The organism is Nocardioides antri (assembly GCF_008373765.1).
In the GTDB taxonomy this organism is placed as follows: Bacteria; Actinomycetota; Actinomycetes; order Propionibacteriales; family Nocardioidaceae; genus Nocardioides; species Nocardioides antri.
This window is the reverse complement of sequence record NZ_VUJW01000007.1, coordinates 16,523-32,427: the sequence shown is the minus strand read 5'-3', so window position 1 is coordinate 32,427 and position 15,905 is coordinate 16,523. Positions and strand designations below refer to the sequence as shown.

The following is a 15,905-nucleotide window of genomic DNA, read 5'->3' as shown; positions in this document are numbered from 1 at the left end:
GGGGACCTGCCGAACGCCCGGCCCGGCGGTTGCGAAGATCCACCGCCGGCTGCTCGAGCGCCGCATGCCGGGCACGCCGTGGCGCGCGTCGCCCGACTGGCGGCCGCACTTCCCCGGTCGCGCCTGATGACGCGGTGGACAACCGCGCATCTGCACCGCTGCCCGGCCCGGAGGGGCTCGCCCGGTCCGGACTCGGGTGCAGATGCGCAGTTCTCCATGTCACACCGGCCGGGCGTTCACCTTGAACGTGAGCTTCGCCTTCGGCTGGCGCGCGAGCACGGGCGCGAGCGCCTCGGCGATCTCGTGCGGGAGCGGCCGGTCGGCGGGCCGGGGCGCGAGGGCGGCGTGGACGACCTCGACGACCTCCGGCGCAACACCTGCCGGCAGGGGGCCGGGGGGCTCCACGACCTGGGGATGCCGCTCGGGCGGTGTGGTGGCGTCCGGGTCGCCCGAGCGGAACGGCCGCTCCCCCGCGATCGCGTGGAACAGGGTCGCGCCGAGGCCCCAGACGTCGCTCGCGAAGCCCGGGACGTCCCCGCCCGCACCCGGCGCGGCCTGCTCGGGCGCCAGATAGGCGTCGGTGCCGATCAAGCCCGTGATCTCGGCGGCGCTCGCCGACGACCGGGCGACCGAGAGGTCGATCAGCCGCGCGGGCGAGCCCATGATCAGGTTGCTCGGCTTGATGTCGAGGTGGCAGACGTCGGCGTACCGGAAATAGTGCAGCGCGGAGGCGATGTCGACGGCGAGCGGCAGGTACTGCTGCTCCGACAGCCGGCCGTAGCGCCGTACCAGCGTGGACAGGCGCGGACCCTCGACGTGCTCGAGCACGAGGTGGGGGCGGGGCCCGCCGACGTCGTACCGCAGCCCGCGGACCACCACCGGATGGTGGGCGATGTCGAGCGCCCTCGCCTCCCGCTCGAGACCGTGCAGGGTCTCGGGGTCGTCGACCTCGTTCGGCCGCACCACCTTGACCACGACCGGGCCGTAGGTGATCTCGTCGAACGCGAGGAAGGCCTCGTACGCCGAGCCACCCCCGAGCAGCCGCAGCGCGGTCAGCTCGGGGGTGATCGGGTCACCTTCCCCCAGGTGCCAGCTCTCGGCCGGCGCGGTGACGGTGGGGGTCACGGCGTCACCGGGTGTTGTGCCGCGAACGGTCGTTGGTCCGGTTCTGCGACCAGTCGCGCTTGCGGGTGTTGGTGTTGTCGCCGGTCCAGTCCTTCACCCGGCGGCCGCTGCGGCTGTCGTCCCGGCCGCTGCCGGCACCGGTGCGCGAGGCGTCGCCGCTGTTGCCCGACCGCGAGTTCGCGGAGTGGGTGTCACGGGCGTTGGTGTCGTCGTCATCGTCGTCGTTCACGAGCACGACGTCCGGGGTGTCCTCGTCCCGCTTGAGGACGGACTGGTCGGTGCCGGCGGAGGCGCTCTGCTGGAACGCCATCAGGCCCGTGGCCACCAGGCCAGCGATGCCGAGCGTCATGATCCGGAGCGGATTGGTCTTCATCGTGTTCGCCCTTCCTTCGGTTGTCATCGGTTGATGACGAAGAGCAAACCGAGCACCGGTGAGGCACCTATGAGTCATCGATGAGAGGTCTCTCACCGATCGCGAGCCACTAGGGTGCGCGCATGTACCTGGAGATCGTGACCGACAAGCAGGACCGTGCCCGCCAGGCCCTGGTGTCGTGGATGGCGACCTTCTTCACCTGCGGTTATCTCCTGCCGTGGGCGATCGCGACGACCCGTGGCAAGTCGAACGCCCCGCTGATCGGGGCCGTCAACCTCTTCACCGGCTGGACCGTGGTGGGCTGGTTCGTCGCCCTCGGGATGGCCGTCGGCGAGCACCGGGTGGCCGGGCTGCGGGTGTGGACCGAGCCCGGCCGCTGACCGGCGTCAGCCCCGCTGGAGCTCGACCTGCTCCTCGTGGTCGTCCACGGCGCCCTTGCCCAGCCGGCTGTAGACGAAGAACTGGCCGGCTGCCGGCGGCGGCGCGTCGGGCCGGGTCCGCGGGCGCGGGTAGCAGCGCTGCGGCGCCGAGATGCGGACGAAGTCGGTGTCGGACCGCCACCGGGCGCGCAGCCGCGGGCACGTCTCGGGCCTGCAGTCCTCGAACCCGCAGGCGAAGAAGCGGGCCCGGGTCTCGCCGTCGATCCGCTTCACCACGACGATGAGGGACTGCATGGGCACGCCGGAGGTCCCGCGCCAGTAGTGGAAGTGGAAGATGCCCTTCTGACGCAGGTCCTGGACGTCGACCCGCATCGTGAACCATCGCTTGTCGTTGTCGACCTTCAGTCTGGTGATGTCGATCCGGGCCGGTGCGTCACCGCTCGGGTCGGACACGCTCCCGCTCTCCGCCGCGGCCGGCGTCGCCGTACCGCCGAGCACCAGGGTCGCGGCCGCGATGGCCAGTAACACTCGCTTCATCTCTGCTCCTGTCGTCATGGCTTTCTGACACCTGGACGCACGGACCCCCAACCGGGTTGCTCGCGACGGAGATCGGATCTTCTCGCACCCTCCTCCCCGGCCGCTGTCCGAGCCGGGCGGTGCTGGACAGTGCTCGGACAGTTCCGGGCAAGCCCGCTGTCCGAGAGTCGTGACATCGCAAGAGACCAGCACCACGACCAGGACCACGGAGGCGGTGAGAGCGATGACCTCGACCCCCACGACTATCGACAGGGCGCCCCAGCGGCGAGCGCACCGGGACGACGCACCGCCGGTCTGCTGGTGCGGACAGATCCTCGACTACGCCAACCCCGGCCACTGCCGCCGTTGCGGCGCCGCGAGCGTGACCCACTCCCGCCTGGTCCCGCTCTCGCACGCGGGCTAGCCAGCGCGACGGGCACTCCTAGCGGCGCTCGTGTGGCGGCGCGGGACGGTGGAACCGCTCCCTGATCTCCATCGCCTCGCGCAGCAGCCGGTCGGCCTCGTCGTCGCCCTCATCAGCCCTGCGCACCAGTCGTGCCAGACCCTCCAGGGACGCAGCGGTCACGCTCGGCTCCCCGAGCTGGCGTCCGAGGTCGAGTGCCTCCTGGAAGTGGGCTGTCGCCTCGTCGACCTCGTCGTCGACCTCGTCGCAGCGTCCCAGCGCCGCGAGCGCGTGGCCCACCATGACCGGCGTCCCGAGCCGCTGGAACTGCGTCACCGCCTGGGCGTAGCGACGGCGCGCATCGGCCCAGTCGCCGACCACCTCCGCGAGCAGCCCGTACCCGTAGCCGGCGAGCACCTCCCCCGCGCCGTCGCCGATCTCCTGCGAGGCGGCCGCCGCTCGGTCGAGCAGGTCTCGCGCTGCGGAGAGCTCGCCGACGTGCACCTTCTCGACCGCCAGGTCGGCGAGCGCCCACTGGACGGTGTTCCACAGTCCTGCCGAGGCGCCGACGTCGATCGCCTCCTCCAGCGCTCGCGCGCCCTCCTCGTACCGGCCGAACTGCCGGAGCCCCCAGCCGAGGTGGTACAGGGTCGCCGAGAGTCCCCAGGGGTCCTCGAGCTGGCGGAACGCCGCGGCGGTGGCCCGGCCGATCCGCACGGCGGCGTCGACGTCACCGGCCTTGATCGCGGTCTCGAGGCGGACGAAACCGATGACCGCGGGACCCCACGGGTCGCCGTCTCGCGCGAACTGCTCCTCGGCCTCGCGCAGGAGCAGGGCGGAGCGCTCTGGGTGCGCCCCGGTGACGCCCTCCACCGCGAGGAGGACCTTCGACAGGGCCGCATGCCAGGAGTCACCGACGTCCTCGAAGATCGCCAGGCTCTCCTGCGCCGTCTCGGCGCAGCGGGGGTGCGGGTGGACGAGGCAGCCGCGCGGCCGCTCGACGATCGACACCGCCTGCAGTGCCCTGGCCCGCGCGGCGGGTGAGCCGGTGCCGGCCTCCACCAGCCGTCCGAGCACCTCGCGGCCCTCGAGGTGCCGACCGAGGTGCCAGAACATCCCCAGCGAACCGGCCGTCACGAGGGCTGAGTCGAGGTTGTCGAGGTCACCCTCCGGACGGGACAGCCATGAGATCGCGGCCCGGACGTTGGGTTGCTCCTCACGGAGCAACCGGAGCGTCTCACGCTGTCCGTGCCCGCGAAGGTCGACCTCGGCCTGCTCGGCCACCCCCCGGTAGTAGCGGGCGTGACGGTCAGCCAGCTCAGCGTCCTCCTCGGCGAGAACCAGCTGCTCGGCGGCGTACTGGCGCAGCGTCTCCAGCATCCGGTAGCGCGTCGTGGGCCCGGGCTCCACCACGACCATCGAGCGCTCGACCAGCCTGCCGATGGTGTCGAGGACCTCGCCGGCCGGCAGCGTCTGGTCCCCGACGACTGCCTCCGCAGACGTGAGGGTCCAGCCGCCCTGGAACACCGACAGCCTCGTGAACACCTTCCGCTCGACCGCGCTGAGCAGCTGGTAGCTCCAGTCCACCGTCGCCCGCAACGTCTGCTGGCGGGCCTCCGCGGTGCGGGCACCGGAGGTCAGCAGCGAGAACCGCTGCGCGAGCCGGTCGGCTATCTCCACGGGCGACATCGAGGCCACCCGGGCTGCCGCGAGCTCGAGAGCCAGCGGGATGCCGTCGAGGGCACGGCTGATCCGACCGACGGCGAGGAGGTCGTCACCGGAGAAGACCATCCCCGGCCGTGCGGCGCGGGCCCGCTCGGCGAAGAGCTGAGAGGCCGGGAACTCCAGCACCCGGTCCGGGGGCGTGCCGTCGCCGGGCGTGTCCAAGGGACCGACGGTGACCTGCACCTCGCCCGGGACTGCGAGCGCCTCCCGGCTGGTCGAGATCACCGTGACGTCCGGGCACCGGCCGAGGATGTCGTCGATCATGCTGGCCGCGGCGTCGATGAGGTGCTCGCAGTTGTCGACGAGCAACAGCATCCGGCGCCGGGACAGGTAGGAGACGAGCCGCTGCCGCACGTCCCGGTCCGCCGCGGCGCCGTCGATCGGGACGCCGAGGGCGTCGGCGACCGCGAGCGGCACCTGGTCCGCGCTGTCCACGGACGCGAGTCGTACGCCGAACGCCCCGTCGGGATAGTTGTGCGACGTCCGCACCACGGTCGCGAGGGCCAGGGACGTCTTCCCGGCTCCGCCGGGGCCGATGAGCGACAGGAGCCGGACCTCGCCCACCAGCCCGGCGAGCGTGTCGAGCTGGGCGTCGCGACCGATGAGCGGGCGGACGACGGTCGGGAGGTTGGTCGGTGCGGGCGCCTGCTCGTGAGCGGTGCTGCGCGCCGGGGAGACCGGGATGCTCGCCGCCGCCTCGGGCTGGACGCCCAGCGACTCGTCCTGCCGGAGCACCCGCTCGTGGAGCGACCGGAGGGAGACCGACGGCTCGAGGCCGAGGGTCTCGTCCAGCTCCTCGCGGGTGCGGGTGTAGACGGCGAGCGCGTCCGCCTGCCGGCCGCTGCGGTAGAGCGCGACCATGAGGAGGCCGGCGAGCGACTCCAAGGTGGGGTCCTGGGCGACCTGCGGTTCGAGGTCGACCACCACCTCCAGGTGCCGGCCGAGGGCCAGCGCCAGCTGCGCACGTTCAGTGAGTGCGGCGAGTCGGAGCTCGGCGAGCCGGGCGGCCTCGGCGGTCGCCCACTGCTCGGTGACGAAGTCACTGAGCGGGTCCCCCCGCCAGAGGGCCAAGGCGTCGTCGTACGCCTGGAGGTGGCGCTCGTGGTAGCCATCGCCCGCCGCCGCCGCAGCAGCAGCGTCGGCACGAGCCGCCCGGATCCTGTCCGCGAAGTCGAGCGCATCGACCTGGGACGGGTCGACGTCCGCGCGGTAGCCGACACCGTCGCGGGACACCAGGTCCTCGATCCCCATCGCCTTCAGCGCGCGGCGCAGCTTCGACACCCGGATCTGCAAGGCGTTCATCGGGTCGACCGGCAGCGCGGACTCCGACCAGAGCCGGTCCACGAGCATGGTGGCGGGGATCGTGCGACCCGGCGCGAGCAGCAGCTGCACCAGGAGGGCACGTTCGGCGGCGCCGGGGAGCTTCGACGGAGCTTGATCCACGAGGACCTGCATCGGCCCGAGCAGCCGGAACCGCACCTCGGCCATTCCCCCGCCCTCCGTCCTTGGTCCGGACCATCCTCCCCCAAGGCGAGCGCCGATGTTGAGGTTCACCGCGTCCCGGCCGTGCGGGCCGGCACGTGGAACCGCGCTCCGGCGAGGGGGGATGCCTCGCCGGAGCGCGGGGTTGGGGTCATCGGCACCGGTCGGGTGCCGACGGGACCTCTAGGCGGCTGCGGGCTCGTCCTGCGGGATCTCCGCAGCGGGGACGGGCGGAGTCCGCAGCCAGGCGGCGGCCACCACGGCGCCGAGTACGGCGATCCCGGCCGCGCCGAGGAGGCCGGCGGAGAACCCGTCGGTCAGCGCGACGACGTCTCCGGCGCGGTCCGCACCGAACGCCGCCGCCACGGCCGTCATCGCTGCCAGGCCGAGAGCCGAGCCGACCTGGTAGTTCGTGTTGACGATGCCTGCGGCCAGGCCACCCTCCTCCGGCGCGGCGGAGGACAGCGCCATCCCGAGCGACGGGATGAAGGCCATCGCCATCCCGGCGGCGGTGACGAGCGACGCGGGGAGCACGTCGACCACGAAGCTGCCGTTCGGATCGATCAGCGACAGCCAGACCAGCCCGACGGCCAGCGTGGCGAGCCCCGTCACGGTCATCGTCTTCGGGCCGAACCGCGCGATGAGGCGCGGAGCGACCGCGATCATCCCGACCATGATGGTGACAGTCAGCGGGAGCAGAGCCGCGCCGCTCGCGAACGCGCCGAGGCCCAGGACCTGCTGCAGGTAGAGGTTCACGAAGAAGAACATCGGGATCCAGGCCGCACCCAGGAGGAACTGCGCACCGTTCGAGGCGGCGAGGTTGGGCGCCTTGAAGATCCCCAGCCGCATCAGCGGCTGCCGGAGCCGGGCCTGCAGCAGCACGAACACCGCGATCAGGACCAGGCCGCCCAGGCCGGCGAGCAGGGTGGAGCCCGAGGTCCATCCCGCCTCCGGTGCGCGGACGACGGCGAAGACCACGGCGGCGAGACCGACCGTGACCGTGACGGCGCCGGCAAGGTCGAGCGAGCCTCGCTGGGTGGCGCCGGCGGGCATCACCGACGGCGTCAGCAGCAGCACGACCACCGCCAGGGGCACGTTGATGAAGAACACCCACGGCCACGACGCGTACTCGGTGAGCACGCCGCCGAGGAACACACCCGCGGTGCCGCCCGCCGGCGCGGCCGCGCCGTACAACGCGAGGGCCTTGGTCAGCTCCTGCGGGGTCGCGCCGAAGATCGTGAACAACAGCGTCAGCGCCGCCGGCGCGATGAGCGCGGAACCTGCGCCCTGGACGGCCCGACCGGTCAGCTCGACCGCCACGTTGCCGGCCAGTCCGGCCATCAGCGAACCGACGGCCAGCACGGCCCAGCCGGTGGCGAAGACGCGGCGAGCGCCGAAGAGGTCGGAGAGCCGGCCGCCGAGGAGCAGGAGTCCGCCGAACGCGACGACGTACGCATTGAAGACCCAGCTGAGGTCCTGAGGAGTGAAACCGAGGTCGTGCTGCATCTCCGGCAGCGCTACCCCGATGATCGAGGTGTCCATGATGACCATGAACTGAGCTGTGGCGATGAGCCCGAGCGCGAGCCAGCGTCGGCTGCTCCGGGTCTCCGCGGCAGGTGTCTGCGACGACATGGTGTGCCCTTCTCTGTGACAAGCGAGCCGGGATCGGCTGCGTGACAGGAGCGTCACCGCCGGGCCTGTCCGGTTCCTGTCCCGTCGCTGTTGGCCACTACCCTCGGCTCGTACGTCATCCCGACGAACGCCCGGAGCACGTCCTCCACGGTCATCGCTCCGCTGAGGCGGACGGTGGAGGATCCGGAGTCGGCGGCGACCGTCTCCACCCCGAGGACGTCCCGCAACCGTGCGGTGACCTCCCGAACGCAGCGCCGGCAGCGCATGCCGCCGACGTACAAGGTCATCTGGCTCACTGCTGCTCTCTCCTTGGTCGATGCGGGTTCTGACGCAGCAACTGTCCGAGGTCGTCCTGTCCGGAGGCTGTCCCGGCTCGGACCGACATCACCGGGACAGCCGTCGGACAGCGGTCACCGACAAGGTCGGGCTCGAGTCGCCAAGCCACGAGACCCACGGAGCAGTGATGAACCCCACCGAAGGCAACGACCAGGGCGCCACCACCACGAATCCCGCGCTGCTGTCGGCGCTGACGACCGAGCACTACACCCTGCAGTCAGCGCGATCCTCGACGGTGCTCGAGGCGAACGGTCGCAGCCAGCTGTTCCTCGCCGCGCTCACGGGCGCCGTCGTCGCCCTTGCGCTGGTGGCCGAGCTCGAGGGGCTCGGGCGCACCTTCACCGTGTTCGCCCTCTCCCTGCTCCCCGCGGTTCTCGCGCTCGGTCTGACGACCTACGTGCGACTCGCGGACCTCACCGTCCAGGACGCGCTCTACGCCCGGGCCATCGGCCGCATCCGGGCGTTCTACTTCACCATCGAGCCGGCCGCGGTGTCGTACTGGCTGCTTCCGGCCGGCGACGACCCCCACGCGGTCATGCGGCAGGCGGGCCAGCAGCACAGCCGCTGGCACCACATGTCGCACGCCGCAACCGCGGTCGCGGCCCTGACGTCGGTCGTGACAGGGGTGCTGTACGCGCTGGTCGCCCAGGTCGGCCGCACCTCTGAGCCGCCGCTGATCGGCGTCGGAGCCACGGTCGTCGCAGTCGGAGTGTTCGCCCTGCTGATGGTCGACCAGGGGCGGCGGTGGCGGAGGGTCGAGGCGGCACACCCCACGCTGTTCCAGGACGACGGAGCTCCCCGTCCCGGGGCGGCGGAGCTCTCCGGTCGGTGGGCGCACCAGGGAACCAACCAGTGACGTCATCCGGTCTCAGGAGCTCATGCGGGGTGACCCAGGTGGAGCCCGGCGACCGGCGGTCGCCTCAGCAATGCTCGTAAGGTCGTTCCATGACCCGATCCGAGGTGGTCCTCGTCCTGAACGCGGGTTCCTCGTCCCTGAAGTACCAGGTCGTCCGTCTCCCGTCAGGTGAAGAGCTGCTCGGTGACCACGTCGAGCGGATCGACCGTGGCGGCTGGGACGCCGCCTTCCGGGAGGTGGTCGCGGCGATCGGCGCCGCCGGTCTCTCCGATGGGCTGACCGCCGTCGGGCACCGCGTCGTCCACGGCGGAGAGCGCCACACGGGTCCGACACTCCTCGACGAGGACGTGCTCGTCGACATCGAGGACCTGGGCAGGCTCGCGCCGCTCCACAACCCTCCCGCCGTGGAGGGCATCCGGCGCGCCCTGGCCGCCTACCCGGACCTCCCCCAGGTTGCCGTCTTCGACACCGGTTTCTTCACCGACCTTCCCGAGGTCGCGACCAGCTACGCGATCGACCACGACGTCGCGAGCGCCGAGGGCATCCGCCGGTTCGGCATGCACGGCATCAGCCACGAGTACGTCGCCGGGCGCGCCGCCGAGGTCCTCGGCCGCGACCTCCAGGACATCGACCAGGTCACGCTGCACCTCGGCAACGGCGCGTCCGCCGCCGCCGTACGACACGGCAGGCCGGTAGAGACCAGCATGGGCCTCACGCCGCTGGAGGGCCTGGTCATGGGCACCCGGGGCGGCGACCTCGACCCGGGCGTCCTGCTCCATCTCCTTCGGCACGGTGGCTACGACGCCGACCGGCTCGACGACCTCCTCCACCACCGCAGTGGCCTCCAGGGCCTCGCCGGCACCAACGACTTCCGCGACCTCGTCGCCGCGATCGACGCGGGAGACAACCGAGCCCGCCTGGCCTACGACGTCTACTGCCATCGCATCCGCAAGTACGTGGGTGCCTATCTCGCCGTGCTCGACGGCGCCGATGCCGTGGTGGTCACCGGCGGCGTGGGTGAGAACGTCGCGCGCCTGCGCGAGGACGCGCTGGCCGGGCTTGACGCGCTCGGCATCGAGGTGGACGCCGACCGCAACCGAGAGGCCGGCGGAGGCCCCGCGGTGATCAGCGCGCCGTCGTCGCGGGTCGCGGTCGTCGTCGTACCGACGAACGAGGAGCTGGCCATCGCCCGCAAGGTCGCAGAGCTGGTCGGCGACTGACCCGGCCAGGGCCAGCCCCGCACGGACCGGTGGGCGCAACAGGGATCGAACCTGTGACCGCCTGCTTGTAAGGCAGGAGCTCTACCGCTGAGCTATACGCCCGGATTCAGCGGCCGTGAGCCTACCGTCCGGCATCGGACCACCTGCAATGGTGGTCGGCCTGAAAACAAGTCGAACCGCTGGCGTCTCGGGTCACCAGCGGTTCAACGAGTGGAACTCTAGCGACAGGCAAACGGCGGACCAAGGGAAAGCAAGCAAAATGATCCGAAAGGACTAGACGCTGTCCGACCGCCCCTCCGCCGGTCAGTCCGCGGCGGCACGCAGCTGCTTGAGGTGCTCGTCGATGTCGCGAGCGTCGGCGAGGGCGTGGTGCACGGCCCAGGCGAGGTTGCCGTCCCGGTCGACGACGTACGACGAACGCAGCGCTCCCCCGTCGTTCTCGTTGAAGACGCCGTAGGAGCGGGTCACCTCGCCGTGGGGCCAGAAGTCGCTCAGCAGCGGGAAGTTGAGCCCGTCCGCGTCGGACCACGCCCGCAGCGCGTAGATCGGGTCGCAGGAGATCGCGAGCACCTCGGTGTCGAAGGTGAGGAACTCGTCGAGGCGGGTGCGGATCGCGCTCATCTCGCCCGTGCAGACGTTGCTGAAGGCGAACGGGTAGAAGAGCAGGAGGACCGCCTTCGTCCCGCGGTACGACGAGAGGGTGACGTCCTGCCCGAACTGGTCCCGCAACGTGAAGTCGGGAGCGGGACCGCCGAGTGCCAGACCGGCGTCGGTCACGAAGCGTCCACCTCGGCGAGCTCGCGCTTGAGGACCTTGCCGGTGGCGTTGCGCGGCAGCTCGTCGAGGAAGACGACCTCGCGCGGCACCTTGTAGCGGGCGAGGTTCGACTTCACCCAGTCCTTGACGTCGGACTCCGAGAGGTCGGCACCGTCCGCGCAGACGACGAACGCCCGCAGCCGCTTGCCGTAGTCCGGGTCGTCGACGCCGATCGCGGCGACCTCGGCGACCCCGTCGAGGCGGGAGATGCAGTCCTCGACCTCCTTCGGGAAGACGTTCTCGCCGCCGGAGACGATCATCTCGTCGTCACGGCCCTCGACGTAGAGCCGGCCGTCGTCCTTGAACCGGCCCACGTCACCGGTCGACATCAGGCCGTCGACGACCTCCTTGGTCCCGCCGCCGGTGTAGCCCTCGATCTGCAGGTCGTTGCCGACGAAGATCCGGCCGGACTCACCGGTCGGGACCTCCTTGCCGTCGGCGTCGATGATCTTCACCACCGTGGCGTGCGGGATGCCGCCGGCCGTGCCGGGCGCGGCTCGGAGGTCCTCGGGAGTGGCGATGCTCGCCCAGGCGACCTCGGTCGACCCGTAGATGGAGTAGAGGTTGTCGCCGTACCGGTCCATCCACTGGGTCGGCACGTCGCCGGGCAGCGCCGAGCCCGACGAGGCCACGGCCTTGAGCCGCGGCAGCGGGTGCCGGTCGAGGACCTCGTCCGGGAGGGCCAGGATGCGCTGGAGCATGACGGGGATGACGACGAACGAGTCGCACTCGTTGTCGGCCAGCAGCTCGAGGGCGTGCTCGGGGTCGAACTTGCGGGTCAGGACCATCGTGGTGCCGAGCAGCATCGCCAGCTGGTAGTGCGCGAAGCCCCACGTGTGGAAGAGCGGCGCGGCGATGTGACAGGTCCACCCGGACTTCAACGGCATCCGCGAGAGCAGCGACACCGCGGCCGGGATGCCGCCCTGCGGACGCGGCGCACCCTTCGGGGTGCCGGTCGTGCCGGAGGTGAGGATGATCGTGCGCGAGGTGTGGGACGGCGGCGTCAGGTCGGCGTCCGAGTCCGCGGAGCGGATCAACCCCTCGATGGTGTCCTCGCCGGCGTCGCCGTCGGTCCAGCCGATCACCCGCTCGGCGATGTCGACGGTCTCGAGCAGTCCGGCGAACTCCTCGTCGTAGACCACGACGCGGGGCTCCTCACGGGCGACGACGTCGGCCAGCTGGGGGCCGGCGAACGCGGTGTTGAGGTAGAGCACGTCGGCACCGAGCTTGTTGACGGCGATCGATGCCTCGATGAAGCCGCGGTGGTTGCGGCACATGATGGCGACGCCGTCGCCCTCACCGACGCCGCGTGCCTCGAGGGCGCGCGCGAGTGCGTTGGTACGCCGGTGCAGCTCGCCGAACGTGACCCTGCCCCGCTCGTCGATGATCGCCACCCCGTCGGGGTTGCGGAGCGCCAGCGTCTTGAACCCGCCGGCCGGCGTGGTCCCCCACTTTCGGAGCGTGCTCGCCATGCCGGCGAGCGTGCGCGGACCGTAGGGCCGGACGATGCCGGCCGCGGTCAGGGTCTTCAGGCTGACGGCGGCGTCGCGCACCCGCGAGGACTTCGATCCCATGGGAGCGACGCTACAACGTCGGCCGGGGTCTGCTGGAGGGTGCTCAGGAGATGGCGCGAGCCTTGTCGTCGGCTGACAACGCAGCGTGCGTCATCCGACGGTTTTCGGCGCGATCAGCTTGGTCGCCACCCAGTCGGCGCTGACCGACGCCGTCGTCGTCAGGGCGAGCCCCGCGATCGGCGCCGCCTCGGCGATGTCGGCCGGGTCGACGGCGTTGGGACGGCCGACCTTCGGCGTGAGGAGCCAGATCGTGCCGCCTCCGACGAGGTCGGTGATCGAGTCGAACAGCCCGTCGACGAGGTCGCCGTCCTCGGCGCGCCACCACAGCACGACCGCCTCCACGACGTTGCCGTAGTCGCTGTCGACCATGTCGCCGTCGATGGCGTCCTCGATGGCGATCCTCAGCCCGTCGTCGGTGTCCTGGTCCCACCCGAGCTCTTGGACGACCATGCCCGCCTTGAATCCGAGCCGGCTAGCGGGTCCGCTCGAATCGGTCCCGCCGTCCGCGGTCGCGCTCACGGGTGTCCTCCAGTCTTTTGCCTTCGCCGGGGTCGATCCCCGATGTGTGGGAGTAGTCCAGCGGAGTTGGCGCAGCGACGCAAGGCGTCGTCCGCCGGCAGGCTACCGCTGGGTAGATTTTCCAGGCGCCTGTTAGGTGCCACGATGGCGGGGTGACCGGAGACGCAGACCCCACTGCCAACACCCCCAGCCAGCCCGCCCCGGCGGTGATCCACGAGGGGTTGCCGACCCAGCTCCCGGACATCGACCCGGACGAGACGCAGGACTGGATCGACTCGTTCGACGCGCTCCTCGACGAGCGCGGCCGCGAGCGCGCCCGCTACGTCATGCTCCGACTCCTCGAGCGCGCACGGCAGAAGCAGGTCGGCGTGCCCGCCCTGCGCAGCACCGACTACATCAACACGATCCCGCCGGAGCGCGAGCCGTGGTTCCCCGGCGACGAGGACGTCGAGCGCCGGATCCGCGCGTTCATCCGCTGGAACGCCGCCGTCATGGTCTCCAGCGCCAACCGCAAGGGCCTCGAGGTCGGCGGCCACATCGCGACCTACCAGTCGTCCGCGAGCCTCTACGAGGTCGGCTTCAACCACTTCTTCCGCGGCAAGGACCACCCCGGCGGTGGCGACCAGGTCTACATCCAGGGCCACGCCTCCCCCGGCATCTACGCCCGCGCGTTCCTCGAGGGCCGGCTCGACGAGCAGCAGCTCTCGCGGTTCCGGCAGGAGGTCCAGCACGGCGTCGGCGTGGGCCTGCCGTCGTACCCCCACCCCCGCCTGATGCGGGACTTCTGGGAGTTCCCCACAGTGTCGATGGGCCTCACGGCCATCAACTCGATCTACCAGGCGCGGTTCAACCGCTACCTGCAGAACCGCGGCATCAAGGACACCAGCGAGCAGTCGGTGTGGGCGTTCCTCGGCGACGGTGAGATGGCGGAGCCGGAGTCGCTCGGCGCGATCCGGATCGCCGCCCGCGAGGAGCTCGACAACCTGGTGTGGGTCATCAACTGCAACCTCCAGCAGCTGGACGGCCCGGTCACCGGCAACGGCAAGATCATCCAGGAGCTCGAGGCGAACTTCCGCGGAGCCGGCTGGAACGTCATCAAGGTCATCTGGGGCCGCGAGTGGGACGAGCTGCTCGCCCGCGACGTCGACGGGGTGCTCGTCAACCAGATGAACTCCACGCCCGACGGCCAGTTCCAGACGTTCTCCGTCGAGGACGGCGCCTACAACCGCGAGCACTTCTTCGGGCCCGACCCGCGGCTGCGCAAGATGGTCGAGCACATGAGCGACCGGCAGATCGAGAAGCTGCCGCGCGGCGGCCACGACTACCGCAAGGTGTACGCCGCGTTCGACGCCGCGACCAAGCACACGGGTCAGCCGACGGTCATCCTGGCGCACACCATCAAGGGCTGGACGATCGACGCCCTCGAGGGCAAGAACGCCACCCACCAGATGAAGAAGCTGACGATGGCGGACCTCAAGAAGTTCCGCGACCGGCTCTACCTGCCGATCTCCGACCGTGAGCTCGAGTCGACCTACGAGGAGACGGGCACCGCGCCGTTCTTCCATCCCGGTGCGGACTCCACGGAGATCGAGTACATGCTCGAGCGTCGGCGCTCGCTCGGGGGCTCGCTGCCGCGCCGGGTGGTCCGCTCGACGCCGCTGACCCTGCCCGGCGACAAGGCGTACGCCGAGCTCAAGCAGGGCTCGGGCAAGAACAAGATCGCGACCACGATGGCACTCGTCCGCCTGCTCAAGGACTGGATGAAGGACCCGGAGATCGGCCACCGGATCGTGCCGATCGCGCCCGACGAGTACCGCACGTTCGGCATGGACGCGATGTTCCCCTCGGCCAAGGTCTACGACCCGGCCGGCCAGACCTACGAGTCCGTCGACCGCAACATGCTGCTGCAGTACAAGATGTCGCCGCAGGGCCAGATGCTGCACGAGGGCATCTCCGAAGCCGGGGCAATGGCCTCGGCGACGGCGGCCGGCTCCGCCTACGCCACGCACGGCGAGCACATGATCCCGTTCTACATCTTCTACTCGATGTTCGGCTTCCAGCGGACCGGCGACTCGATCTGGGCGATGGCCGACCAGCTCGCCCGCGGCTTCCTCATCGGCGCGACCGCAGGACGCACCACGCTGACCGGCGAGGGACTGCAGCACGCCGACGGCCACTCGCCGCTCATCGCGGCGACCAACCCGGCGGTCGTGCACTACGACCCGGCCTACGCCTACGAGATCTCCCACATCATGCGGAGCGGCCTGGAGCGGATGTACGGCACCGGCGGCCCGGAGGGGCAGGGAGAGGACGTCATCTTCTACCTCACCGTCTACAACGAGCCGGTGAGCCACCCGGCCGAGCCCGAGGGCGTCGACGTCGACGGCATCCTGCGCGGCATCCACCAGATCGGTACGGCGGACGGCGACGGCCCGCGGGTCCGGCTGCTCGCCTCGGGCGTGGCGGTGCCGTGGATCGAGGACGCGGCCCGGATGCTGCGCGAGGAGTGGGGCGTGGCGGCCGACACCTGGTCGGTCACCTCGTGGAACGAGCTCGCCCGCGACGCCGTCGAGGCCGAGGAGTGGAGCCTGCTGCACCCCTCCGAGACCTCGCGGACGCCGTACGTCACCGAGCGGCTGGCCGGCTCCTCGGGGCCGGTGGTCGCGGTGTCGGACTACATGCGCGCGGTGCCGCTGCAGATCGCCCGCTGGGTGCCGGAGGACTACCGGGTGCTCGGCGCCGACGGGTTCGGCTTCGCCGACACCCGCCCGGCGGCGCGACGGTTCTTCCACATCGACGCGCAGTCGGTCGTCGTCCAGGCACTGCAGGCGCTCGCCGACGCCGGCGAGATCGACAGCGCGGTGGTGGAGAAGGCGTTCACGCAGTACCGCATCGACGACCCGACCGCGGTCTCCGGTGTCCTCCAGGAGGGCGGCGACGCCTGAGTC

General features: G+C 71.1%; 14 protein-coding genes and 1 tRNA gene. 5 read left to right on the top strand and 10 right to left on the bottom strand.

The window, feature by feature from the left end:
- Positions 1–219: 219 nt before the first annotated feature.
- Together F0U47_RS13045 and F0U47_RS13040 are read right to left on the bottom strand one after the other, a co-directional pair.
- On the bottom strand, positions 220–1,125 hold the full coding sequence (locus F0U47_RS13045) for a serine/threonine-protein kinase (RefSeq protein WP_149750921.1): 906 nt from the start codon (positions 1,123–1,125) through the stop codon (positions 220–222).
- 4 nt (positions 1,126–1,129) lie between these two features.
- Positions 1,130–1,498: a hypothetical protein gene (locus F0U47_RS13040; protein ID WP_149750920.1), complete on the bottom strand. Its 369-nt coding sequence runs from the start codon at positions 1,496–1,498 to the stop codon at positions 1,130–1,132.
- A gap of 122 nt (positions 1,499–1,620) precedes the next feature.
- Here F0U47_RS13040 and F0U47_RS13035 point away from each other — a divergent pair, with 122 nt between their 5' ends.
- Positions 1,621–1,878 carry a superinfection immunity protein gene (locus F0U47_RS13035; protein WP_149750919.1) on the top strand — a complete coding sequence of 86 codons (258 nt, stop codon included), beginning with the start codon at positions 1,621–1,623 and terminating at the stop codon, positions 1,876–1,878.
- Between the two features lie 6 nt (positions 1,879–1,884).
- Here F0U47_RS13035 and F0U47_RS13030 read toward each other — a convergent pair whose 3' ends face one another.
- The gene (locus F0U47_RS13030; RefSeq protein ID WP_149750918.1) at positions 1,885–2,415 is read right to left on the bottom strand and encodes a hypothetical protein; all 531 of its coding nucleotides are present in this window, start codon (positions 2,413–2,415) and stop codon (positions 1,885–1,887) included.
- 223 nt (positions 2,416–2,638) lie between these two features.
- Here F0U47_RS13030 and F0U47_RS13025 point away from each other — a divergent pair, with 223 nt between their 5' ends.
- Positions 2,639–2,818, top strand: coding sequence for a hypothetical protein (locus F0U47_RS13025; protein WP_149750917.1), 180 nt, complete (start codon positions 2,639–2,641; stop codon positions 2,816–2,818).
- Positions 2,819–2,836: 18 nt separating this feature from the next.
- Here the strand turns inward: F0U47_RS13025 and F0U47_RS13020 are convergent, their stop codons facing one another.
- The 3 genes from F0U47_RS13020 to F0U47_RS13010 form a co-directional block, all read right to left on the bottom strand.
- Positions 2,837–6,010, bottom strand: a complete 3,174-nt coding sequence (locus F0U47_RS13020) for an AfsR/SARP family transcriptional regulator (RefSeq protein WP_149750916.1) — start codon at positions 6,008–6,010, stop codon at positions 2,837–2,839.
- 177 nt (positions 6,011–6,187) lie between these two features.
- Positions 6,188–7,636 (bottom strand): MFS transporter, encoded by a 1,449-nt coding sequence (locus F0U47_RS13015; RefSeq protein WP_149750915.1) that lies wholly within the window; start codon positions 7,634–7,636, stop codon positions 6,188–6,190.
- A 53-nt stretch (positions 7,637–7,689) separates the two neighbouring features.
- On the bottom strand, positions 7,690–7,923 hold the full coding sequence (locus F0U47_RS13010) for a cation transporter (RefSeq protein ID WP_246159610.1): 234 nt from the start codon (positions 7,921–7,923) through the stop codon (positions 7,690–7,692).
- Between the two features lie 176 nt (positions 7,924–8,099).
- Here F0U47_RS13010 and F0U47_RS13005 point away from each other — a divergent pair, with 176 nt between their 5' ends.
- Both F0U47_RS13005 and F0U47_RS13000 read left to right on the top strand, forming a co-directional pair.
- On the top strand, positions 8,100–8,828 hold the full coding sequence (locus F0U47_RS13005) for a hypothetical protein (RefSeq protein WP_149750913.1): 729 nt from the start codon (positions 8,100–8,102) through the stop codon (positions 8,826–8,828).
- A gap of 89 nt (positions 8,829–8,917) precedes the next feature.
- Positions 8,918–10,048, top strand: a complete 1,131-nt coding sequence (locus F0U47_RS13000; protein ID WP_149750912.1) for an acetate/propionate family kinase — start codon at positions 8,918–8,920, stop codon at positions 10,046–10,048.
- Positions 10,049–10,078: 30 nt separating this feature from the next.
- On the opposite strand, the gene F0U47_RS12995 is transcribed toward F0U47_RS13000, so the two are convergent.
- The 4 genes from F0U47_RS12995 to F0U47_RS12980 form a co-directional block, all read right to left on the bottom strand.
- Positions 10,079–10,150 (bottom strand) — tRNA-Val (locus tag F0U47_RS12995).
- 201 nt (positions 10,151–10,351) lie between these two features.
- Positions 10,352–10,825 (bottom strand): peroxiredoxin, encoded by a 474-nt coding sequence (locus F0U47_RS12990; protein ID WP_149750911.1) that lies wholly within the window; start codon positions 10,823–10,825, stop codon positions 10,352–10,354.
- Positions 10,822–12,438: an AMP-binding protein gene (locus tag F0U47_RS12985; RefSeq protein ID WP_149750910.1), complete on the bottom strand. Its 1,617-nt coding sequence runs from the start codon at positions 12,436–12,438 to the stop codon at positions 10,822–10,824. Before F0U47_RS12985 ends, F0U47_RS12990 begins: the two co-directional genes overlap by 4 nt.
- A 90-nt stretch (positions 12,439–12,528) precedes the next feature.
- Positions 12,529–12,957 (bottom strand): DUF3052 domain-containing protein, encoded by a 429-nt coding sequence (locus F0U47_RS12980; RefSeq protein ID WP_149750909.1) that lies wholly within the window; start codon positions 12,955–12,957, stop codon positions 12,529–12,531.
- 206 nt (positions 12,958–13,163) lie between these two features.
- On the opposite strand from F0U47_RS12980, the gene aceE reads away from it, so the two are divergent.
- Complete coding sequence (gene aceE, locus F0U47_RS12975; protein WP_438362070.1) at positions 13,164–15,902, top strand: pyruvate dehydrogenase (acetyl-transferring), homodimeric type; 2,739 nt, start codon at positions 13,164–13,166, stop codon at positions 15,900–15,902.
- Positions 15,903–15,905 lie beyond the last annotated feature (3 nt).

Excerpts from the sequence above, each read along its gene's own strand:
- F0U47_RS13040 (WP_149750920.1), bottom strand. The coding sequence starts at position 1,498 with ATGAAGACCAATCCGCTCCGGATCATGACGCTCGGCATCGCTGGCCTG.
- F0U47_RS13035 (WP_149750919.1), top strand. The coding sequence starts at position 1,621 with ATGTACCTGGAGATCGTGACCGACAAGCAGGACCGTGCCCGCCAGGCC.
- F0U47_RS13030 (WP_149750918.1), bottom strand. The coding sequence starts at position 2,415 with ATGAAGCGAGTGTTACTGGCCATCGCGGCCGCGACCCTGGTGCTCGGC.
- F0U47_RS13025 (WP_149750917.1), top strand. The coding sequence starts at position 2,639 with ATGACCTCGACCCCCACGACTATCGACAGGGCGCCCCAGCGGCGAGCG.
- F0U47_RS13020 (WP_149750916.1), bottom strand. The coding sequence starts at position 6,010 with ATGGCCGAGGTGCGGTTCCGGCTGCTCGGGCCGATGCAGGTCCTCGTG.
- F0U47_RS13015 (WP_149750915.1), bottom strand. The coding sequence starts at position 7,636 with ATGTCGTCGCAGACACCTGCCGCGGAGACCCGGAGCAGCCGACGCTGG.
- F0U47_RS13010 (WP_246159610.1), bottom strand. The coding sequence starts at position 7,923 with ATGACCTTGTACGTCGGCGGCATGCGCTGCCGGCGCTGCGTTCGGGAG.
- F0U47_RS13005 (WP_149750913.1), top strand. The coding sequence starts at position 8,100 with ATGAACCCCACCGAAGGCAACGACCAGGGCGCCACCACCACGAATCCC.
- F0U47_RS13000 (WP_149750912.1), top strand. The coding sequence starts at position 8,918 with ATGACCCGATCCGAGGTGGTCCTCGTCCTGAACGCGGGTTCCTCGTCC.
- F0U47_RS12985 (WP_149750910.1), bottom strand. The coding sequence starts at position 12,438 with ATGGGATCGAAGTCCTCGCGGGTGCGCGACGCCGCCGTCAGCCTGAAG.